This window comes from Streptomyces sp. NPDC050842, assembly GCF_044456565.1.
GTDB lineage: Bacteria > Actinomycetota > Actinomycetes > Streptomycetales > Streptomycetaceae > Streptomyces.
Genome location: NZ_JBITGA010000002.1, coordinates 458396 through 475666, shown reverse-complemented (window position 1 = coordinate 475666; position 17271 = coordinate 458396). Strand labels below are relative to the sequence as shown.

Annotated in this window: 14 protein-coding genes and 1 pseudogene; 10 read left to right on the top strand and 5 right to left on the bottom strand. The window is 68.6% G+C overall.

Features of this window, described 5'->3' with window-relative positions; all coding sequences use genetic code 11:
* Nucleotides 1-455: 455 nt before the first annotated feature.
* Both ACIBG6_RS07430 and ACIBG6_RS07425 read right to left on the bottom strand, forming a co-directional pair.
* Nucleotides 456-653: a hypothetical protein gene (locus ACIBG6_RS07430; RefSeq protein ID WP_399221605.1), complete on the bottom strand. Its 198-nt coding sequence runs from the start codon at nt 651-653 to the stop codon at nt 456-458.
* 680 nt (nt 654-1333) lie between these two features.
* Nucleotides 1334-1564, bottom strand: coding sequence for a DUF6479 family protein (locus ACIBG6_RS07425; RefSeq protein WP_399221604.1), 231 nt, complete (start codon nt 1562-1564; stop codon nt 1334-1336).
* Between the two features lie 219 nt (nt 1565-1783).
* On the opposite strand from ACIBG6_RS07425, the gene ACIBG6_RS07420 reads away from it, so the two are divergent.
* The 3 genes and pseudogenes from ACIBG6_RS07420 to ACIBG6_RS07410 all read left to right on the top strand — a co-directional run bounded on the left by ACIBG6_RS07420 (nt 1784) and on the right by ACIBG6_RS07410 (nt 2894).
* Complete coding sequence (locus tag ACIBG6_RS07420) at nt 1784-2221, top strand: DUF5959 family protein (RefSeq protein ID WP_399221603.1); 438 nt, start codon at nt 1784-1786, stop codon at nt 2219-2221.
* A 98-nt stretch (nt 2222-2319) separates the two neighbouring features.
* A pseudogene (locus ACIBG6_RS07415) lies at nt 2320-2550 on the top strand (catalase); the annotation flags it as partial.
* A gap of 113 nt (nt 2551-2663) precedes the next feature.
* Nucleotides 2664-2894, top strand: coding sequence for a DUF6480 family protein (locus tag ACIBG6_RS07410; RefSeq protein ID WP_399221602.1), 231 nt, complete (start codon nt 2664-2666; stop codon nt 2892-2894).
* Nucleotides 2895-3097: 203 nt separating this feature from the next.
* Here ACIBG6_RS07410 and ACIBG6_RS07405 read toward each other — a convergent pair whose 3' ends face one another.
* The 3 genes from ACIBG6_RS07405 to ACIBG6_RS07395 all read right to left on the bottom strand — a co-directional run bounded on the left by ACIBG6_RS07405 (nt 3098) and on the right by ACIBG6_RS07395 (nt 7269).
* Nucleotides 3098-3739 carry a hypothetical protein gene (locus ACIBG6_RS07405; protein ID WP_399221601.1) on the bottom strand — a complete coding sequence of 214 codons (642 nt, stop codon included), beginning with the start codon at nt 3737-3739 and terminating at the stop codon, nt 3098-3100.
* 173 nt (nt 3740-3912) lie between these two features.
* Nucleotides 3913-6069, bottom strand: a complete 2157-nt coding sequence (locus tag ACIBG6_RS07400) for a DUF6351 family protein (protein ID WP_399221600.1) — start codon at nt 6067-6069, stop codon at nt 3913-3915.
* Between the two features lie 57 nt (nt 6070-6126).
* Nucleotides 6127-7269 (bottom strand): mandelate racemase/muconate lactonizing enzyme family protein, encoded by a 1143-nt coding sequence (locus ACIBG6_RS07395; protein WP_399221599.1) that lies wholly within the window; start codon nt 7267-7269, stop codon nt 6127-6129.
* A gap of 203 nt (nt 7270-7472) precedes the next feature.
* Between ACIBG6_RS07395 and ACIBG6_RS07390 the strand changes: the two genes are divergently transcribed.
* The 7 genes from ACIBG6_RS07390 (at nt 7473) to ACIBG6_RS07360 (ending at nt 17197) form a co-directional block, all read left to right on the top strand.
* A complete protein-coding gene (locus ACIBG6_RS07390) occupies nt 7473-8474 on the top strand; it encodes a LacI family DNA-binding transcriptional regulator (RefSeq protein WP_399221598.1) in 1002 nt (333 codons plus the stop codon).
* Between the two features lie 94 nt (nt 8475-8568).
* Nucleotides 8569-9909: an ABC transporter substrate-binding protein gene (locus ACIBG6_RS07385; protein ID WP_399221596.1), complete on the top strand. Its 1341-nt coding sequence runs from the start codon at nt 8569-8571 to the stop codon at nt 9907-9909.
* A gap of 7 nt (nt 9910-9916) precedes the next feature.
* A complete protein-coding gene (locus ACIBG6_RS07380; RefSeq protein WP_399221595.1) occupies nt 9917-10870 on the top strand; it encodes a carbohydrate ABC transporter permease in 954 nt (317 codons plus the stop codon).
* Nucleotides 10867-11748 (top strand): carbohydrate ABC transporter permease, encoded by an 882-nt coding sequence (locus tag ACIBG6_RS07375; protein WP_399221594.1) that lies wholly within the window; start codon nt 10867-10869, stop codon nt 11746-11748. The genes ACIBG6_RS07380 and ACIBG6_RS07375 overlap by 4 nt, the downstream gene beginning before the upstream one ends.
* 37 nt (nt 11749-11785) lie before the next feature.
* A complete protein-coding gene (locus tag ACIBG6_RS07370) occupies nt 11786-14098 on the top strand; it encodes a hypothetical protein (protein WP_399221593.1) in 2313 nt (770 codons plus the stop codon).
* Complete coding sequence (locus ACIBG6_RS07365) at nt 14095-16326, top strand: FAD-dependent oxidoreductase (protein WP_399221592.1); 2232 nt, start codon at nt 14095-14097, stop codon at nt 16324-16326. The genes ACIBG6_RS07370 and ACIBG6_RS07365 overlap by 4 nt, the downstream gene beginning before the upstream one ends.
* Before the next feature lie 4 nt (nt 16327-16330).
* Complete coding sequence (locus ACIBG6_RS07360; RefSeq protein WP_399221591.1) at nt 16331-17197, top strand: NAD-dependent epimerase/dehydratase family protein; 867 nt, start codon at nt 16331-16333, stop codon at nt 17195-17197.
* Nucleotides 17198-17271 lie beyond the last annotated feature (74 nt).

Sequence of the window (17271 nt, the reverse complement as noted above, 5' to 3'; positions counted from 1 at the left end):
AGCAGTGGCGCGTCAGGCGGGCCGGCAGGACCGTGCCTGTGGTGAGTCTCCCGAGCAAGCGCAGGACCGCCCCGCGCGGCTGACACGATGCGCCCTTGACCGGACCGCAGCGAGGATGCGTACTGCGGTCACGACGTGATCGTCGACCGGGTGGAACTGGACACCGGTCCCCGCGTGGGCGGCGGTGGCGGGGCGGGGCGGCCCGCTCCGGTGACGGACGTCTTATGCGGGTTCCGGCCGTGAAGGCTGGAGCGCCAGGTGCAGGACGCCGCGTTCGACGAAGTGGCTGATGAGCATGAGTTCTTTCCTTCCGCCGGTTCAGCGGAACGTTCACATCGAGCGCTGTTCGATGTCCGTAGACGGTGGCGTCGCGTGACAGGACCCGGCCGGGGTGACTACGGGCCCGGCCGGGTCCTGCGTATGTGTGGGGTCGGTACGGACTCGACGAGTCAGAACTACTCGTCGCGCGTCTCGTCGCCGCGGCGCTCGCCGCTCATCTCCTCGCGGCGCCGCTCGAGGTCCTCAGGGCCCTTGCCCTCGGCCCGCTCCCGGCTGGCTCCGGGATGGACCGGGTCCTGGTCCGGGCGGTGGGCACGCTTCTGCTCCTCGCGGCCCTTGCCCGGCGTCTGGCGCTTGTCCTGCATACCGCCCATGACGGCGACTCCTTTGTGACGCGTGACGGATCGTGCCATCACGCTGACACGATCCGTCACCTTTCGCACCTTTACGCTACGGAGCGTGGATCACTCCGCTCGCCAAGGGCACCGGCCCGGAATGACCACCGCACGCCTTCAGACCACTACCAGCTCGCCCGAAACGGCACCAACAGACCCGCCGATAGCGGCTGAACGGACAGTCGCACTCGGGTTACCGCCGCGATAGCCGGGGCCGATCAGATCGAGGCCCGCAGGCCGAAGGTGCGGTTCGGTCCGAGCTGGGAGAATGCGAAGAGGGTCTGCGTGGCCGTCGCGCGGCACCCCTGAGCAGGATGGCCGTTCCCTCGGCCCGTCTTCGTCACCCGAACCGACGCGATCGCCGCCGCGTCCGCTCGCACGCACGGCGACGCTCCCTCACGGACAGAGCAAGCCGTGTCCACTCTGGGAGCAGGCAGGGAAAGACCATGGAAGCGCCGGCCAACGTGCGGGAGAGCAGGCCAACGTAGACGACCTTGCAAGAAATCCCAGGTCAGAGAGGTGATGCTTGTAACCGTTGCTCCCGTGGGCCATGGATTCTCAAAGACCGTCGATGCCCTGCGGCTACGCGAGCGGCAGCGCGGTTCCGGCGGCCCAATCATCTGCGGCCGACACAAGCCGGACGAGGAGGGGGACCGTCTCTATGGGCGGGGTCCTTCACCGCCCTGATCATTCTGGGGCGTTTCCCACGATCCCGCGCGCCGCTGTGCGGCGGGGTTCTGCTCACTCGGCTGCGCTGCGGCTCTGCGTCGCGCGACGCGCTTGCTGCCGTACCAGACGGCGCCGATCAACAGCACTACCACGAACACGCCGGCCAGGATGAGGAACAGCTCTGCCCTGGCCTCAGCCGCAAGATCTCCGATGGCAATCATGAGCTGCCTCTACCCTCGATGGCCAGACTCATGGGCCAGCTACTGCGTGTGGCCGCCTCCGTAGAGGAAGGCCACGCCGCGAACCGAATTTCCGGCCGCAGGCAGACGCCTATCCTTACGCCGTCGAGCCCGCTTCGTGGAAATGGTCAGGCTGCTCTCCGTCCCCCGCAGGGTCCCAGTAGATTTCCATGGTCGTGAACCCGAGGAGCGGGAGTTGGCATGGAAGCGCAAGGCCCGATCGACTTGATCCACTTGGCGGGCGTCGAGGGCAACAGCGTTGTTGTTCGCGTGACAGGGCAAGAAATCGGCACATCTCAACAGGACCCTGACATCCTGGTCGGCGAGATCAGTGTCGGAACCCGCTTCGTCAAGGGAAGCCTCAAGACTTGGATCTTCCCCCAGGACCTCATGGACTGGGAGGCGGCTCTCAGCGCTCTGGCCTGTGGGGAGAGCATCGCCTGGAGGGAGAACAAGAGAGCAACTGAACTGCGCATAGACCTCGAAGAGGGTCTCGAACGCGCCACGGTTTCGGTTGCCGACCGCTCGATGTCCCTGGCGACCGTCCATGTCACCATTGAGTTGGCTGACGGCTGGCTCGAAGACCATCGCGCCCGGCTGGACAGAGTCCGGCAAGCGTGGCCCATGCGACGCGATTGAGGAATCCTCCTTCGCCCCTTGCCCTGTAAGCGTCACACGGCGCTGTTGCGCAGCCACAAGGCGAGCGACGCGAGATGTGACCGGCCCTGTGGCGTCTGCCGAAGCGGGGCGTGGACTCGCCGTCTGGGAGGAGGCGCAGATCGCTAAGGGCCTGACCCGGACTTCCACAGCCGGGATTTGGCCGACGCGATCGAGGCGGGCGCGTTCTCCTGGCGTGAGCTCGGCATTCAGGCCTTCTCCGACACCCCAGACCAGACCTTCGCGGGCAGCGACCTCCCCAACCCACCATGATTGTTCCGGAGGAGGTCGCTCATGTTCAGCGATCGGGCTGATGACCAACCGACACACACCCACCATCGGTCGACGAGGCCGGGAAGCACCGCCGGGTAGCCGACCCTCCCGGTCGGGCATGCTCTGCCTGGGAGTGGGGATCCGCCAGGACATGAGTACCAACAATCCGGATCCTGATCCCCGCAATACTCCCGGCCTGGAACCCGGCGGCTCGGTGCCGCCCGGCGAGACCCCTCCAGCCGAGGCGAGCACTGCCTCCGGCGCCGGACCGTACCGCCCGCTCAAACGTGGCTGGTCCAAGGGGCCGCTCGTGATCATCCTCACCGTCGCGATCCTCGTGGCGCTCTTCTTCCTCGTCTACGCGATCGTGCTGGCTTTCTGACGCCGCACCCGGCCGACGCAGGGCACGGGCCTATGCGTCGGCGCCGGCGTCAGCAGAAGAAAGGGCCGGGGGTCACTGCCTTGAAAGACGCGGACGCACGCCCCGCGGTGCGCCTCCCCCTCGGCACGGACCGGGGCCCGGCCTCCACCTAGCGGCACGCGGCGCCCCCTGACCGGTGGGGGAGGCCTCGGGCCAAAACGAGTTCAGTTGCTGTAGTCGGCCGTGAGCTGCTGCTTCGCCTTGCTTGAGCGGCCCTCCATGCCGCGCTTCATCGCCGCCTGGTACAGCTTCCTCGGTGATCCGCTCGGAGGATCGCCTACGCCTCGGGACGTCACGGCCGCGCCGGGAGGCGGACTTGTCCCAGTGAAGCTTCGGCTCTTGTGGGCGCCCATGGCGCCCTGCATCGGCCGCCCCGTGCTCGGTGCTGAGCCTCGGGCCGACGCGCCGGGCATCATGGGAAGGCATGAGACGAGAAACAGGGGCGGGCAGCCGGCGTCGTACTCGTTGACCGTCCAGGAACGGGCCGCGGCCGGCTCACCGGTGCCGGAGAGCGTGATCCGACGCAGCGGACCGAACTCCTGCAGCGCGCGGACGCCCTTGGAGTCGTGGACGGACTTCGTGGCCAGCAGGTCGGCGCGGTCCTCGGCGGACAGACCGATGATGCCGAGGTCGGTCAGGTTCCGAACTCGAAGACTCCCCTGCCGACGCAGGGCAGCCCAGTCAGCACAATCGATCACGGCCCCGATCAGCAGCCGGCGGATAGCGATCCGTTTCCTCGTGTCCTTGGTTGTGGTGCATGCGCATGCCGAGCTGGTCGGCGTAAGGGCGGGCATCTGTAAGGCCACCGTGGAAGGGTCCGCACCACGTCGCGGCAGTGCGCCGCCAGAGAGAGGCGGTCCGCGGCTTGGAGGAACCTGTGCAGCCGACGGCGCCCGGCGAATGTGCGCACCGCCGGCTGCAGGAGCGCGGGGAAGCGGTCCGCGCCCGGTGCGTCAGGGCCTGCCCCTGTCGGTTCCGGTCAGCCCGGGCCGAAGGAGAGCCATGTCCCGGCAAGTCCCTGCTGCCCCGCCCCGGGAACGGACCAGTCGCAGACGCCGTACGGGAAGATCACCTTCAGCGCGCTCAACTGTCCGTCAGTCAGCGGCACTTGATAGTCCTCAGGGGTCACGGGCCGCTTACGGCACTTCACGATGTCGTTGGCCACATCGGCCCCGGCGACCATCCGAGGCGAGGTCCACACCGGGTAGAGCGTGTTGCACGCCGTATTGCCGATGCCCTCCACCTGCGGCTCCTCGATCTTCTGCGCGCCGATGCCACGCGTCCAGCAGGCATCCGTGAGCCCCGTCGGCCGATTCCGGACGATCTTGTCGATGGGGGCGCCGTCCCCCGCGTCCCCCTTGACCGCGGTCAGCCACCGGTCCATGTCGGACACCATCCCGGCGAGCGTGAACCCGTGCCCGCTGGAGCGGGTCAGCATGATGTGGTTGGCGTGGGTGCCGTTGGCCTTGTCCAGCCGTGCCCGGGTGGAGAACGAGTGGAAACGCATGTGCATGTCACCGGTCGCCGCGTCGTCCACGTAGTCGCGATAGTCGATGATCGGCACGTTCGCGAGCCCGCCACCGCCGTTGAGCAGACGGCCCGTGCGATAGGCCAGCCGCACCGCCGCGAGATCGGCGGCGGTACGCGAAGCGACTGGCTTGGCGTCGGAGTCGAGTCCGCCGATGCGCCGGTTCAGGTCGATGAACTGGTCCATGTCGATGGTTCCGTCGTTCAGGGCCTGGAGCCCGTACTGGATCCCCGTGTTGTCCAGCGGCCTGCGCGCCTTCCCGGTCTCCGGGTCCTTGCCGTACACGTTCACGGTGTGGCTGTAGACGTCACAGCGCGCACCGCCCGGGTTGGTCGCCGGGTCGTAACGCTGTGCCGCGGGCAGCTGGGCCGGGCAGTACACCGTCGGGTCGATCCGTCCGGCCGCCCTGGCCAGGCTGCCGATGCTCTCCCACTTCCCGAACCCGGAGACCGCCCGCTGCTGCTCCTGGGAGAACGCGTCGGGCGCGACCTGAGTGAAGTAGTGGTTCAGGAGCTGTGCGTCGCTGAGTGTCTGGATCGTCCCGAAGCCGACGTCGGGAAAGCTGCAGCCGGAGAGGATGCCGTCGAGCAGCCCCGGGTAGTTGTCGGCGATCTGATGGGTCTGGTACGAGCCGCCGGAGCAGCCGTTGCCGATGGTGAAGGCCGGTTCGCCGTACGTCTCCACGAAGTGTTCCTTGACCATGCTCATGGTCTCGGCGGCCAGGACGTCGTTGCAGTTGTTGCCGAAGACGTTGAGGGAGGACGAGGCGACGCCGTACCCCTTGCTCAGATACGCGTCGTTCATGATGCCGACGGTGTTGCGGCCCTGGACGTACCAGCCGCCCGAACAGCCCCCGCCGAAGCCGTACACCAGGCGCCCGTTCCAGCCCGGACCGCGCCGCAGCGGGTCGGGGTCGGGGGACTGCGGATCGTGCAGTACGGCCGTCTCGTAGATGGCGCGGTTGATGGTGCCGGTCTCGACGCGGACGATGTACGGGACCTTCTCGCCGGTACTCGTCGTGGCGGTCGCGAGGTCGGCGGGGCGTACGGCCGGGTCGGGCAGGGGGACGAATGTGCCGGCCGTGGTGCGGTACAGGTAGTCGACGCGGGTCTTGATCGAGCAGTCCTGGTCGAGCGGCGGCCCGAGGGTGACGCCGGTGATCGTCTTGAACTCTGCGGTGTCGCAGACGAACGGCTGCTCGTGCGGTCCGGAGAAGATCGGGCCGGTGACCGGGTGGTTCTTCAGGGTCAGTTGCCCGGATTCCGTTCCCGGGGCGCTCGCCGTGAGGAGGTTGTCACCAGGGGACAGGTCCTTGACCAGGCCTGTCAGCGCGTTGTCGCCGGAGGGCAGGAAGGCCGAGGTCACATCCCGGCCGCCCACCTCGACCCGTATCGTGCCGGCCGGTGTCGACGCGGGCACCTCGACGCGTATCAGGGCGTCGTCGCCCGACACCGTGCCGGGCCGTGACGACAGGGCCGTCGCCTGGAGCTGCCCGCCGTCCAGGCTGCTGGCCGGCGTCGCTGTCGCGCCGACCAGTACGCCCATGATCGCCAGACCGGCAAGGCCCAGCCGGGCCGGTCTCCTCGTGGCTGCGGTGAACGACACCATGGAACTCGCCTCACTTCCTGGAGTGGGATTGCGTACTCGATGTCCGGACACGGCAGGTCACCAGTTGGTGAACGCCCCGTCCGCCGCGCGCAGATGAGGCCGCTCGGCCGCGGTGGCCTGGTAGCGGCGTGCGGCCTCCCGGTCGATGTCGACGCCGATACCCGGGAGTTCGCTCACCTCCACCCGCCCCGGAACGATCGTCGGCCGCGCGGTGAACAGTGCGGCGATCTCCGGATCCGGATCGGTCTGATGCTCCTGGATCGCCACATTCGGGCACGCCAGATTGAGCTGGAGCGACGAGGCGGCGGTCACCGGCCCGAGCGGATTGTGGGTGGCCAGCTTGATGTGATGGGTCTCCGCCATCGCCGCGATCTTCTTCGCCTCGGTCAGGCCCGCGGCCACCCCGATGTCCACGCGCGCGTAGTCGATCAGGTCGCCCTCGATCAACGTCCTGAACTCCCATTTGGAGCCGTACTGTTCGCCTGCCGCCAGCGGTACGCCGGTACGCGCCCGCAACATCCGATAGCTGTCCGGGTTCTCGCAGCGCAACGGGTCCTCGACGAAGTACGGGCGGGCCGCCTCGATCTCCCGGCACAGCGTCAGCGCCTCCGGCGGATCCAGGCGCGTGTGGACATCGAGGATCAGCTCCACCTCGTGGCCGACCGCGTCCCGCACCCGGTGGAAGAGTTCCACCGAGTCCCGCAGGCAACGGCGGGCATCGAGGGTGTCGTCCGCGTCGTGCGGCGCGGCGAACCGCAGATGGCGCCAGCCCTCGGCGACCAACTCGCGGCAGCGGTCCAGGAACCACTCGCGGTCGTGGTAGCCGTCGCCGACGTGCACATAGGCCGGTACGTGATCACGTACCCGGCCGCCGAGAAGTTCATGGACCGGTACGCCGAGCGCCTTGCCGCGGATGTCCCACAGGGCCACGTCGACCGCCGCGATGGCGGCACCGAGGAAGCGGTCGGCGGGAAAGAAGCCCCGCCGGAACATCACCTGCCACAGATGCTCGATCCGCCGCGGATCCTCGCCGACGATCAGTTCCGCGAGATGCTCCAGGCCCCCCGCGACCGCCCGCTGCCGCGATCTGATGCCGACCTCGCCCAGACCGTGGATGCCCTCGTCGGTGTCGACCACCACCAGCATCATGCTGTCGCCGTGGTCGGGGAGAGTCAGCACTTCCAGGCCGGTGACCTTCATTCCACTCCTCTGTGAAAACGTTCCCGCAACGCAGCATCATTCTCGAGAACGCATCATTGGGGGCAGTCGAGCCCCAGCGCAAGACCCTTGCAGTGAGCGGGATTTCGTCGATGAACAAGTCGTGTCGCACGTCTTGACGCTTCCCGGGAACGTTCGCAAGCATCAACCACGTTCGCAGTATCCAGACGACGAGGAGGCCGTCCGTGGCAGTCACGATCCGGGAGGTGGCGAGTGCCGCCGGTGTCTCCGTCTCGACGGTGTCCCGTGCGTTCACCGCGCCCGACCAGGTGCAGCCGGCGACCCGGCAGCGCATCCTCGACGCCGCGGCCGAACTGGGCTACTCCGCCAATCCGGCGGCGCGTTCGCTGCGCGGCGGCTCCACCGGAACCCTCGGTCTGATCGTCCCGGACATCGCCAACCCGTTCTTCCCGCCGATCATCAAGGCGATGCAGGCCCGCGCCCGCCGTCTGGGCTACACGGTCCTGGTCGCCGACAGCGACGAACGCGAGGCAGACGAACTGGCCGTCATCGCGGCCGTGTCCAAGCGGGTCGACGGCCTGATCCTGTGGGCCTCCACCCTCACCGAGGAGCGCCTCCATGAACTCGCGGGCCGGATGCCGCTGGTGGTGGTGAACCGCCACGTCCCCGGCATCCCCGAGGTCCGCATCTCGCTCTCCGCCGGGATCGCCCAGGCCGCCGAGCTGCTGAAGGCGTACGGTCACCGGCGCTGCGTCTTCGTCAACGCCTCCCGCGCCGAGCTGAGCCGCGGCAAGTCCATCCAGGAGTCCTTCGAGGCGCTCGACCTCTCCCTGCACGAACTAGGCCCGTACGAGCCGAGGTTCGAGACGGGTGTGCACGCCGCCACCCTGGTCGCCGCTCACGACGCCACCGCCGTGATCGCCCACAATGACCTGGTTGCCCTCGGCGTGCTGCACCAGATGGCCAACCTCGGCATGAGCGTGCCCCGCGACGTGAGCGTCATCGGCATCGACGACACCCTGCTCGCCTCCGTCTCCACCCCCAGCCTCACCACGATCAGGATCGACCCCGAGGAGATCGCCACCCGTGCGGGAGACCTCCTGATCGAGACGGTCGCCAACTCAACGGGACGTAGCACAAAGGAACTTGATGCCACGTCCCCCATCGTGGAGATCGGCTCCCGCCTGATCCCCCGTGCTTCGACGGGCCCCGCGCCCACCCACTGATCCATAGCGAAGAAAGCGCCGCACCGAGCTCACCCCTGCCCTTCTTGGAGCCGTCATGCCCAGAAACTTCCGCTACGCAGCCATTTGTGGCTCCATGGCCCTGACCGTGACCGTCGCGGGCTGTTCCTCCCTCACTCCGACCAGCGCCGGCACCTCCGGCGATCTCGTCCTCCGTGTGCAGGGGATGCCCCCGGCCACCGACAAGCCGGGCCTCGCCCTCTTCAAGAAGCAGGTCGCCGACTTCGAGAAGGCGCACCCCGGCATCAAGGTCAAGGGCTCCACCACGGTCTTCGACCCGCTGACCTTCTCCGCCAAGCTCTCCGGCGGCAGCGTCGAGGACGTCATCAAGGTGCCGCTGACCGAGCCGCAGCGCCTCATCCAGCAGAAGCAGGTCCAGTCGATCACCGGGCAGCTCAAGGAGTGGCAGCACTTCAAGGAGTTCAACCCGCAGGTGCTCCAGCAGCTCACCGACGACGGCGGCGACGTCTACGGCGTACCGCAGAACCCGTACGCCCAGGGCCTGGTCTACAACCGTGAGCTGTTCGAGCAGGCCGGCCTCGACCCCGACAAGCCGCCGGCCACCTGGGAGGAGGTCCGTACGGCCGCCGAGCAGATCAGCGAGAGGACCGGCAGGGCGGGCTTCGTCCACGAGTCCAAGGACAACCAGGGCGGCTGGCAGCTGACCATGCTCTCGTACGCGTTCGGCGGCGAGCTGCAGAAGCAGGAGGGCGGCAAGTACACCGCCACGCTCACCGGGGAGCCGACGAGGAAGGCGCTGCGGCTGCTGAAGGACATGCGCTGGAAGGACGACTCGCTCGGCAGGACGCTGCTGGTCAACCAGAACGATGTGATCAAGCAGTTCGCGGCCGGACAGGTCGGCATGTTCATGGGCAGCCCGGGGACGTACCGGCTGGCGAAGATGCAGTTCGGCATGGAGAACACCGACGCCTTCGGGGCCGCCCCGATGCCGCAGTCCGGCGGCGACGCGACCCTCACCGGTGGCGACATCTACATGGTTCCGAAGTCCGCCGACAAGAAGCACGCGGCAGCGGCCGTCGAGTGGCTGACCTTCGCCTACGCCAAGCCGCAGTACAGCACCGAGATCGCCGCCGCCCAGGCCAAGGCGCTCTCTGCCGACCCGAAGTCCGCGGTGGGCGTACCGACCCTGCCGGTCTTCGACCAGAAGCGGCAGACCGAGATCAACGCCGCGATCAAGCCGTACGTGAACGTGAAGCTGGAGCACTTCAAGCCGTACATCGACGGGCTCGCGACCCTGGAGCTGAAGCCGGAGCCGCCGTACCAGGCGCAGAAGCTGTACACCGCGCTCGATCCGGTGGTCCAGGCCGTGCTCACCAAGCGCGACGCCGACATCGACTCCCTCCTCGCCTCAGCCGAGAAGGACGTCAATGCGCAGCTTGCCGCAGACCAGAAGTAGCCGACCGATGACTCTGCTCACTCCCTCCCGGAGCCCCGCCGCAGTGTCCGAGGAGCCCGTGCCGAAGTCGCCGCCGATGCGGCGGAAGCGTGCCACCGGCGCACGCAAACAGCTCACGGCCTGGCTGTTCCTCGTCCCCGCACTGCTCGTCTTCGGGCTCTTCGCCTGGTGGCCGATCGTGCGCAGCCTGCTCCTCGGTTTCCAGCGCACCAACCTCGTGGAGCCGGCCGTCTGGGTCGGCCTGGACAACTTCCGTACCCTCTTCGACGATCCGCTGCTCGCCACCGCCGTCGGGAACACCCTCTTCTTCGTGGCCCTCGGCCTGCTGATCGGCTTCCCGGCGCCACTGATCCTCGCCGCGATCATGTCGACCGTGCGGCGCGGCGCCGGTGTCTACCGCTTCCTCGTCTACCTGCCGGTCGTCATCCCGCCGGTCGTGGCGATCCTGCTCTGGAAATGGTTCTACGACCCCGGCAGCGGCCTCTTCAACAACATCCTCGGCAAGATCGGCCTCGGACCGTACCCCTGGCTGGAGTCCTCCGACAGCGCCATGCTCTCGCTCGTCCTCGAAGCCACCTGGGCCGGAATGGGTGGCGCCGTCCTCATCTACCTCGCCGCCATGGTCTCCATCCCCGGCGAACTCTACGAGGCCGCCGAGGTCGACGGCGCCGGTATCCGGCGCCGCATCTGGCACGTCATGCTGCCTCAACTCCGTTCCGTCATCGGCCTGTTGCTCCTCGTGCAGCTGGTCAACACGGTCCAGGTCTTCACCGAGCCGTACGTCTTCACCGGCGGCGGTCCCGACAACGCCACCCTCACGGTCCTGCTGTTGATCTTCCGTTACGCCTTCCAGGACGGTGAGTACGGCCAGGCCGCCGCCCTCTCCTTCCTGATGGTGCTCGCCCTCGCCCTGCTCTCCGCGGTGTATCTGCGGGCCACCCGCAGCTGGAGCACGTCATGACCACAGCACTCACCACGTTCGTCTCGACGAACGACCGGCAACGGCCCGGCGTCCGCGCCGCCGTGCGCTCCATCCAAGGGTTCACCCTGATCCTGCTGCTGCTCATCGGCGTCGGACCGCTGTACTGGATGCTGAAGGGCGCGGTCTCCCCGCCCACCGAGCTCACCACCCAGCCGCTCGCCCTGTGGCCGGACCGCGCGGCCCTCGGCAACTTCGCCACCGCGTACACCGACCTCGGTGTCGGCCGCTATCTGATGAACACCTTCCTGGTGGTCGGCGGATCGTGGTTCGTGCAGCTCTTCGTCTCGGCCACGGCGGGTTTCGCGCTCTCCGTGCTCAGGCCGAAGTTCGGCAAGGTCGTCTACGGGGCGATCCTGGCCACCATGTTCGTGCCGTACACGGTGAACATGGTCAGCCTCTTCATGACCGTGATCGACGTGCCGTTCCTGCACCTCAACCTGGGTGACACGTACTGGGCGATCTGGCTGCCGGCCGGCACGAACGCCTTCACGGTGCTGCTCGCCAAGCAGTTCTTCGACGCCCTGCCCAGGGAGCTGTTCGACGCGGCACGGGTCGATGGGGCGAGCACCCGGCAGCTGCTCACCAGGATCGTGCTGCCGATGAGCAAGCCGGTGCTCGCCGTGATCAGCCTGCTCGCGGTGATGCACTCCTGGAAGGACTTCATCTGGCCGCTGGTCGCGATCACCGACCCCGAGAAGCAGCCGATCAGTGTCGCGCTGGCGCAGCTCGCCACGCAGGCCCCGCAGGACCAGCTGATCGCCGCGATGGTGCTGGCAGTGGCCCCGCCGGTCCTCGTCTTCGTCGTCTGCCAGAAGTACATCGTCGCCGGGCTCGGCTTCACCGGCGTCAAGGGCTGAGCCCCACTCACACCCGGACCAACAGAAGGGCACCTCCATGCCAGTCGCCCGACGCAGACTCATCCAGGGCACGGCCCTCACCGCCGGCGCCGCACTCCTGCCGAACGTTCCCGCGTACGCGGCCGCCGACCCGGTCACCGTCGAGGCCGACGGCATCAAACTGGTCGGCCGCAGCGACGGCAGCGTCCTCGTCCAGGACGGTGCGGGAACCGACCGCATCCTCCTCAGCCACTTCATGATCAAGGACACCGCACTCGGCCAGCAGCGCACCTTCGGCGGCGGCCCCGCCCTGATCACACTCCCCGACGGACGGCCCGCGATCCAGGTCACGTACACGATGGGGAGCAGCGCGCCCGGAGTCACCGTGCGCGGCACCTTCGACGTCACCGCGCGCAAGGCGCACCTGAAGTGGGAGGTCGCGGGCTCCAGCACGCTCACCCCGTCCGGCTTCCAGTTCTCCCGCACGGTGTACGGGGCGAGCGCGCCGGAGTCGTACGAAGCGCTGACCGTCTGGGAGCGGGACGCCCGGGGCGGCATCCCGTACGAGGTGAACGCGGGCGGTACGTACGTGGAGACGTGGGAGGGGGCGAAGGGCTTCTTCTGTCTTTCCTCCACCAACCCCGCCAGCACGAACGCCACGTGGATCCATGCGCCCGGCACCTCGACCGGCGCGAGCACCGGCGTCACCCAGGCCGATCTGGTCCTCGGCGACCTGCGGCCGCGCGCGGCGGGCAGGATCGCCGCCGGGTGGCCGCTCGGCGTGGAGGTGTGGACCGACCAGCCGTTCAACCTCTACAAGGCGGCCGGGCAGACGATGACGCTCAAGGCGCAGGTCGTCAACGGGTCGGGAACGGCCCGGAAGGTGACCCTGACCTGGTGGGCACGGGACTTCGGCGGCAAGAAGATCGCCGGCGGGACCCTCTGCAAGGACCTCGCGGCAGGCGCCGCCTGGAACGCCTCCTTCCCTCTGACCTCGCCCTCGCAGAACATCGTGTTCACCGGTGTGGAGGCGGTCAGCGGCGCTGACCAGGCAATCGCCCGCACCAATCTGAGCGTGCTCCCGGAGTTCACGTACCAGGCCGGCAAGGAGTCGATGTTCGGCCTCGCCAACTACCCCTGGCTGCTCCAGCCCAGCAAGGAAGCCGTACTCGGCCTGGTCAAGACGCTCGGCATCAAGTGGATCCGGATCGCCTACGCGGGCGCCCCCGGCATCGACATCGCGACCCTGGACGCCAACGGCATCGGCCACAACGTGCAGCTCAGCGGCATCCCCGTAGGCGGCAGCCCCGAGCAGATCGCTGCCTGGGCCGACACCAACGTCGCCAAGGCCCTCGCCGCCGACGCCGCGTACTTCGAGGTCAGCAACGAGGTCAACCAGCCCTGGATGTCCGGCCGTGGCGCCGACGCGTACGTCCGCGACGGCCTGCGCCAGGTCACCACCCGCCTCGCCGCAGCCGGCTCCACGATGAAGGTCATGAACGCCGGCCTCGGCGGCATGGACCACATCTGGACCAAGAACTTCCACGACGCGGGCGGCTGGGACCTCATCGACGTCTTCGCCTTCCACCCCGGCCGCGGCAACTTCACGCCCGACTTCGCGCCGCCGCCGGAGGAGTGGACCCAGGGCTCGTCCGGTACGTACTGGAACTTCCTCGGCGCCCTGCGCAAGGCACGGCAGGTCATGGCGGAATACGGCGGCGACAAGGAACTCTGGATCACCGAGGCGTACGCGCCCACCCGCCCCAACGTGTGGTGGAGCGACACCTACCGGCACGCCGCCGAGAACACGCTGCTCTCGCTCGCCCTCGCCAAGTCGGAGAAGGTGCGCGCCGTCAACTGGTACCAGCTGCACGACTCGATCATCCACCACCCGCAGGAGGCCGACCCGGCCAACCCCGAGTACCACTACGGCCTGATGAACCGCGACACCAGCGCCAAGCCGTCGCTGCTCGCCTTCGCGACGGCAGCCCGGGTCCTGGACCAGGCCGAGTTCGTCCGCCATCTCGCCTTCTCGGACCAGGACATCAAGGGCCTACTGTTCACCACTCCCGACGGCCCGATCTCGATCATCTGGAGCCGCAAGGACGGTTACGTCCTCAACTCCGAACACGGTGAGGATCCTTGGTACGCGTCGCCGGAGCCGTGGGTCGACACCTGGACGACCAGAACCGAGGTCGTGGCCGAAGCGGCCGCCGGCACCGTGCGCGAGCTCAACTGCATCGGCCAGGAACGCTCCCTGAAAGCCTCCGGCGGCAAGATCACACTCACCGTCGACGGCGCCCCGCGCATCTATTACGGTCTCGCCGCCGATCCCGACCGCAAGCCCGGAGGCAGGGGACGTACCGCATGAGGAACGAAGCCGCACGGCACGACATCACCGTTGTCGGCGGCGGCCTGGCCGGGGTCTGCGCGGCCATCGCCGCGGCCCGCCTCGGTCGGACCGTCGCACTGATCAACAACAGGCCGGTACTCGGCGGCAATTCGAGCAGCGAGGTCCGCGTCTGGGTGTGCGGCGCGACCGGCCACGGCAAGAACCACAACGCCCGCGAGGGCGGCATCATGGGCGAGCTGCTCGTGGAGAACCAGTACCGCAACCCGGACGGGAACCCGTACTACTGGGACGCCGTGGTCCTGGACGCGGTACGCGCCGAGCCCGGCATCACGCTCTACCTCAACACCGATGTGCGCGAGGTCGAGGCCGAGGGCCCGGACGACGCCCGGCGGATCACCTCGGCCACCGGCTGGATGATGGGATCCGAGCGCCGCATCCGCTTCGAGAGCGACCTCTTCCTCGACTGCACGGGAGACGGCCTGATCGGCCACCTCGCCGGAGCCCACCACCGCATCGGCCGGGAGGCGCGTAACGAATTCGAGGAGGCGTGGGCCCCGGAGTCGGCCGACGGCATCACTCTCGGTTCCACACTGCTCTTCTACACGAAGGACACCGGGCGTCCGGTGAAGTTCGTGCCGCCGGACTTCGCCAAGGACATCAGCACCACCTCCATCCCGCAGCGCCGGATCATCAAGGCGGGGGACAACGGATGTGCGTACTGGTGGATCGAGTTCGGCGGAGAGCTGGACACGGTCCACGACAACGAGCGGATCCGGGACGAGCTGTGGGCGGTGATCTACGGGATCTGGGACCACATCAAGAACTCGGGCGAGTTCGACGCGGCGAACATGACGCTGGAGTGGGTGGGGTCGGTCCCGGGGAAGCGGGAGTACCGCCGCTTCCTCGGCGACTACGTCCTCCACCAGGGTGACATCCTCGGCCAGACCGAGTTCGCCGACCGGGTCGCCTTCGGCGGCTGGTCGATCGACCTGCACCCGCCGCAGGGTATGTACGCCACCGAGTCGGGGGCCCGGCAGCTCTACGCGGACGGGATCTACCACATCCCGTACCGCAGCCTGTACTCGGTGAACACCGAGAACCTGCTGTTCGCCGGGCGGAACATCTCCGCCAGCCATGTCGCGTTCGGCTCGACCCGGGTCATGGCGACCTGCGCCACGATCGGGCAGGCGGCGGGCACGGCGGCGGCGCTGTGTGCCGCCGGGGAGGTCGCGCCGCGCGAACTTTCCGTACCCGAGCTGCACCGGGTGCTGCTGCGTCAGGACGCCTCGCTCATCGGGCTGGCTTCGACGGACCCGGAGGACCTGGCGCTGCGGGCGAGCGTATGCGCATCATCTTCCCTTTCCTGCCTGGCGGTTGAGGATTCCCGCGAGCTGTGGCCGCTCGCGGCGGACGCCGGACTCGTCCTTCCCGTCGACCCGGACCTCACCGGCCTTGAACTCCTGGTCGACGCCGACCGTGAAACCGAGCTCGTGATCGACCTGTACGACCCCGAACTCGGCCAGAACTACGTCCCGCGCCGCCTCGTCGCCTCCACCACCCTGCCGGTCGCCGCCGGTCGCCGACAATGGCTCAAGACCGGCCTGGACTGGTCCCCGGACACCCCGCGTAACGCCTTCCTCGTCATCCGCGCGAATGACGCGATCGCCCTGCACCGCGCCGACCGGCCGACCCCCGGCGTCCTGTGCTTCACGCGTGTCCCGCTGCGTCCGCAGGACGAATCCCCGCAGCTGCTGCGCGAGTGGACGGACGCCGGTCTGCTGCGCCGTACCTTCTGCTTCCGTGCGGGGGAGACGGCGGCGTACGCCCCGGCCAAGGCCGTCGACGGCTACGCCCGGCCGTACGCGGGGCCGCACATGTGGGTCTCCGCACCCCTGGCGGACGATCCCTCGCCCTGGCTCTCGCTCACCTGGCCCGAACCGGTCACCCTGGGCCGTATCGAGGTCATCGCCGACGACGACGTCAACGAGGACCTGATCAACCTGCACCACCACCGCACCCCCTTCGACACCCTCCCCACCCTCCTGTGCGACTACCGCGTCGAGGCGCGGGACGCGGACGGCACCTGGCGCGTGATCGCCCGGGCGGATCGGAACCGACGACGCCGTCAGTCGCACACGCCGTCGGAGCCGGTCACCACATCGGCCGTCCGGATCGTCGTCGAAGCCACCAACGGCACGGACTCGGCGCACCTCGTCGCCGTACGCGCCTACGCGGCAGGGGAGTGACGCGATGGTCGCGAGAGTGCTGGTCACCGGGGCAGCCGGACGGATCGGGCGAGCGGTCCTCACGCTGCTCGCCGAGCGCGGGTTCGAAGCGAACGCCCTGGTCCTCGACGACCCCGGTGACCTCCCGGCCCGCCTGGTCGTCACCGGCGACGCGGCCGACGCGAAGACCGTTCGGGCAGCCCTGGAGGGCACCGACGCGGTCATCCACCTGGCCGCGATCCCCACTCCCGAACGTAACACCGCAGTTGAAGTCTTCACGGCCAACAGCCTGACCACCTTCACCGTGCTGGAGGAGGCCGGTCGGGCCGGGATCCGGCACGTGGCACTGGCGAGCTCGTGGGGTGTCACCGGTCTGCCCTGGACGGCGGCCGAGAATCCGCATCCGCCGTACGTTCCGGTCGACGAGGCGATGGACTCCCAGGTCGCCGACGCTTACGGCCTGTCCAAACAGGTCGACGAGCTGACCGCGCGGATGATGGCGCGACGGCACGGCATGAGCGTGGTGTGCCTGCGCTATCCGTACGTGGGCGGCTTCGAGGAACGGCTGCTCGCGCACGCCGCCCGGCTCACGGCCGACCCGGCCGCCGGCGCCAGGGACCTGTGGACGTACCTCGAGGTCCACGACGCGGCGAGAGCGGCACTGCTCGCGCTGGACGTGCGTGGCAGCGGCGCGCACGCGGTGCACCTCTGCGCCCCCGAGATCATCGTCCCGTACCCGACGGAGGAACTGCTGCGCCGCTACCACCCCGGCACCGTGCTGCGCGGCCCACTGCCGGGCCGCACAGCACCGGTCGACACCTCGGCGGCGCGCAGGCTCCTGGGGTTCACGGCCAGGAATCTTGTCGACCGCGAGGGTGTCGCTTCTTGCTGAAGTGACGCCTTGAGCTCCGACGCTCCCGTTCTGTGAAGCAACTGCGGGCCGCGCCCCGCCCGCGCTGTGTGGTG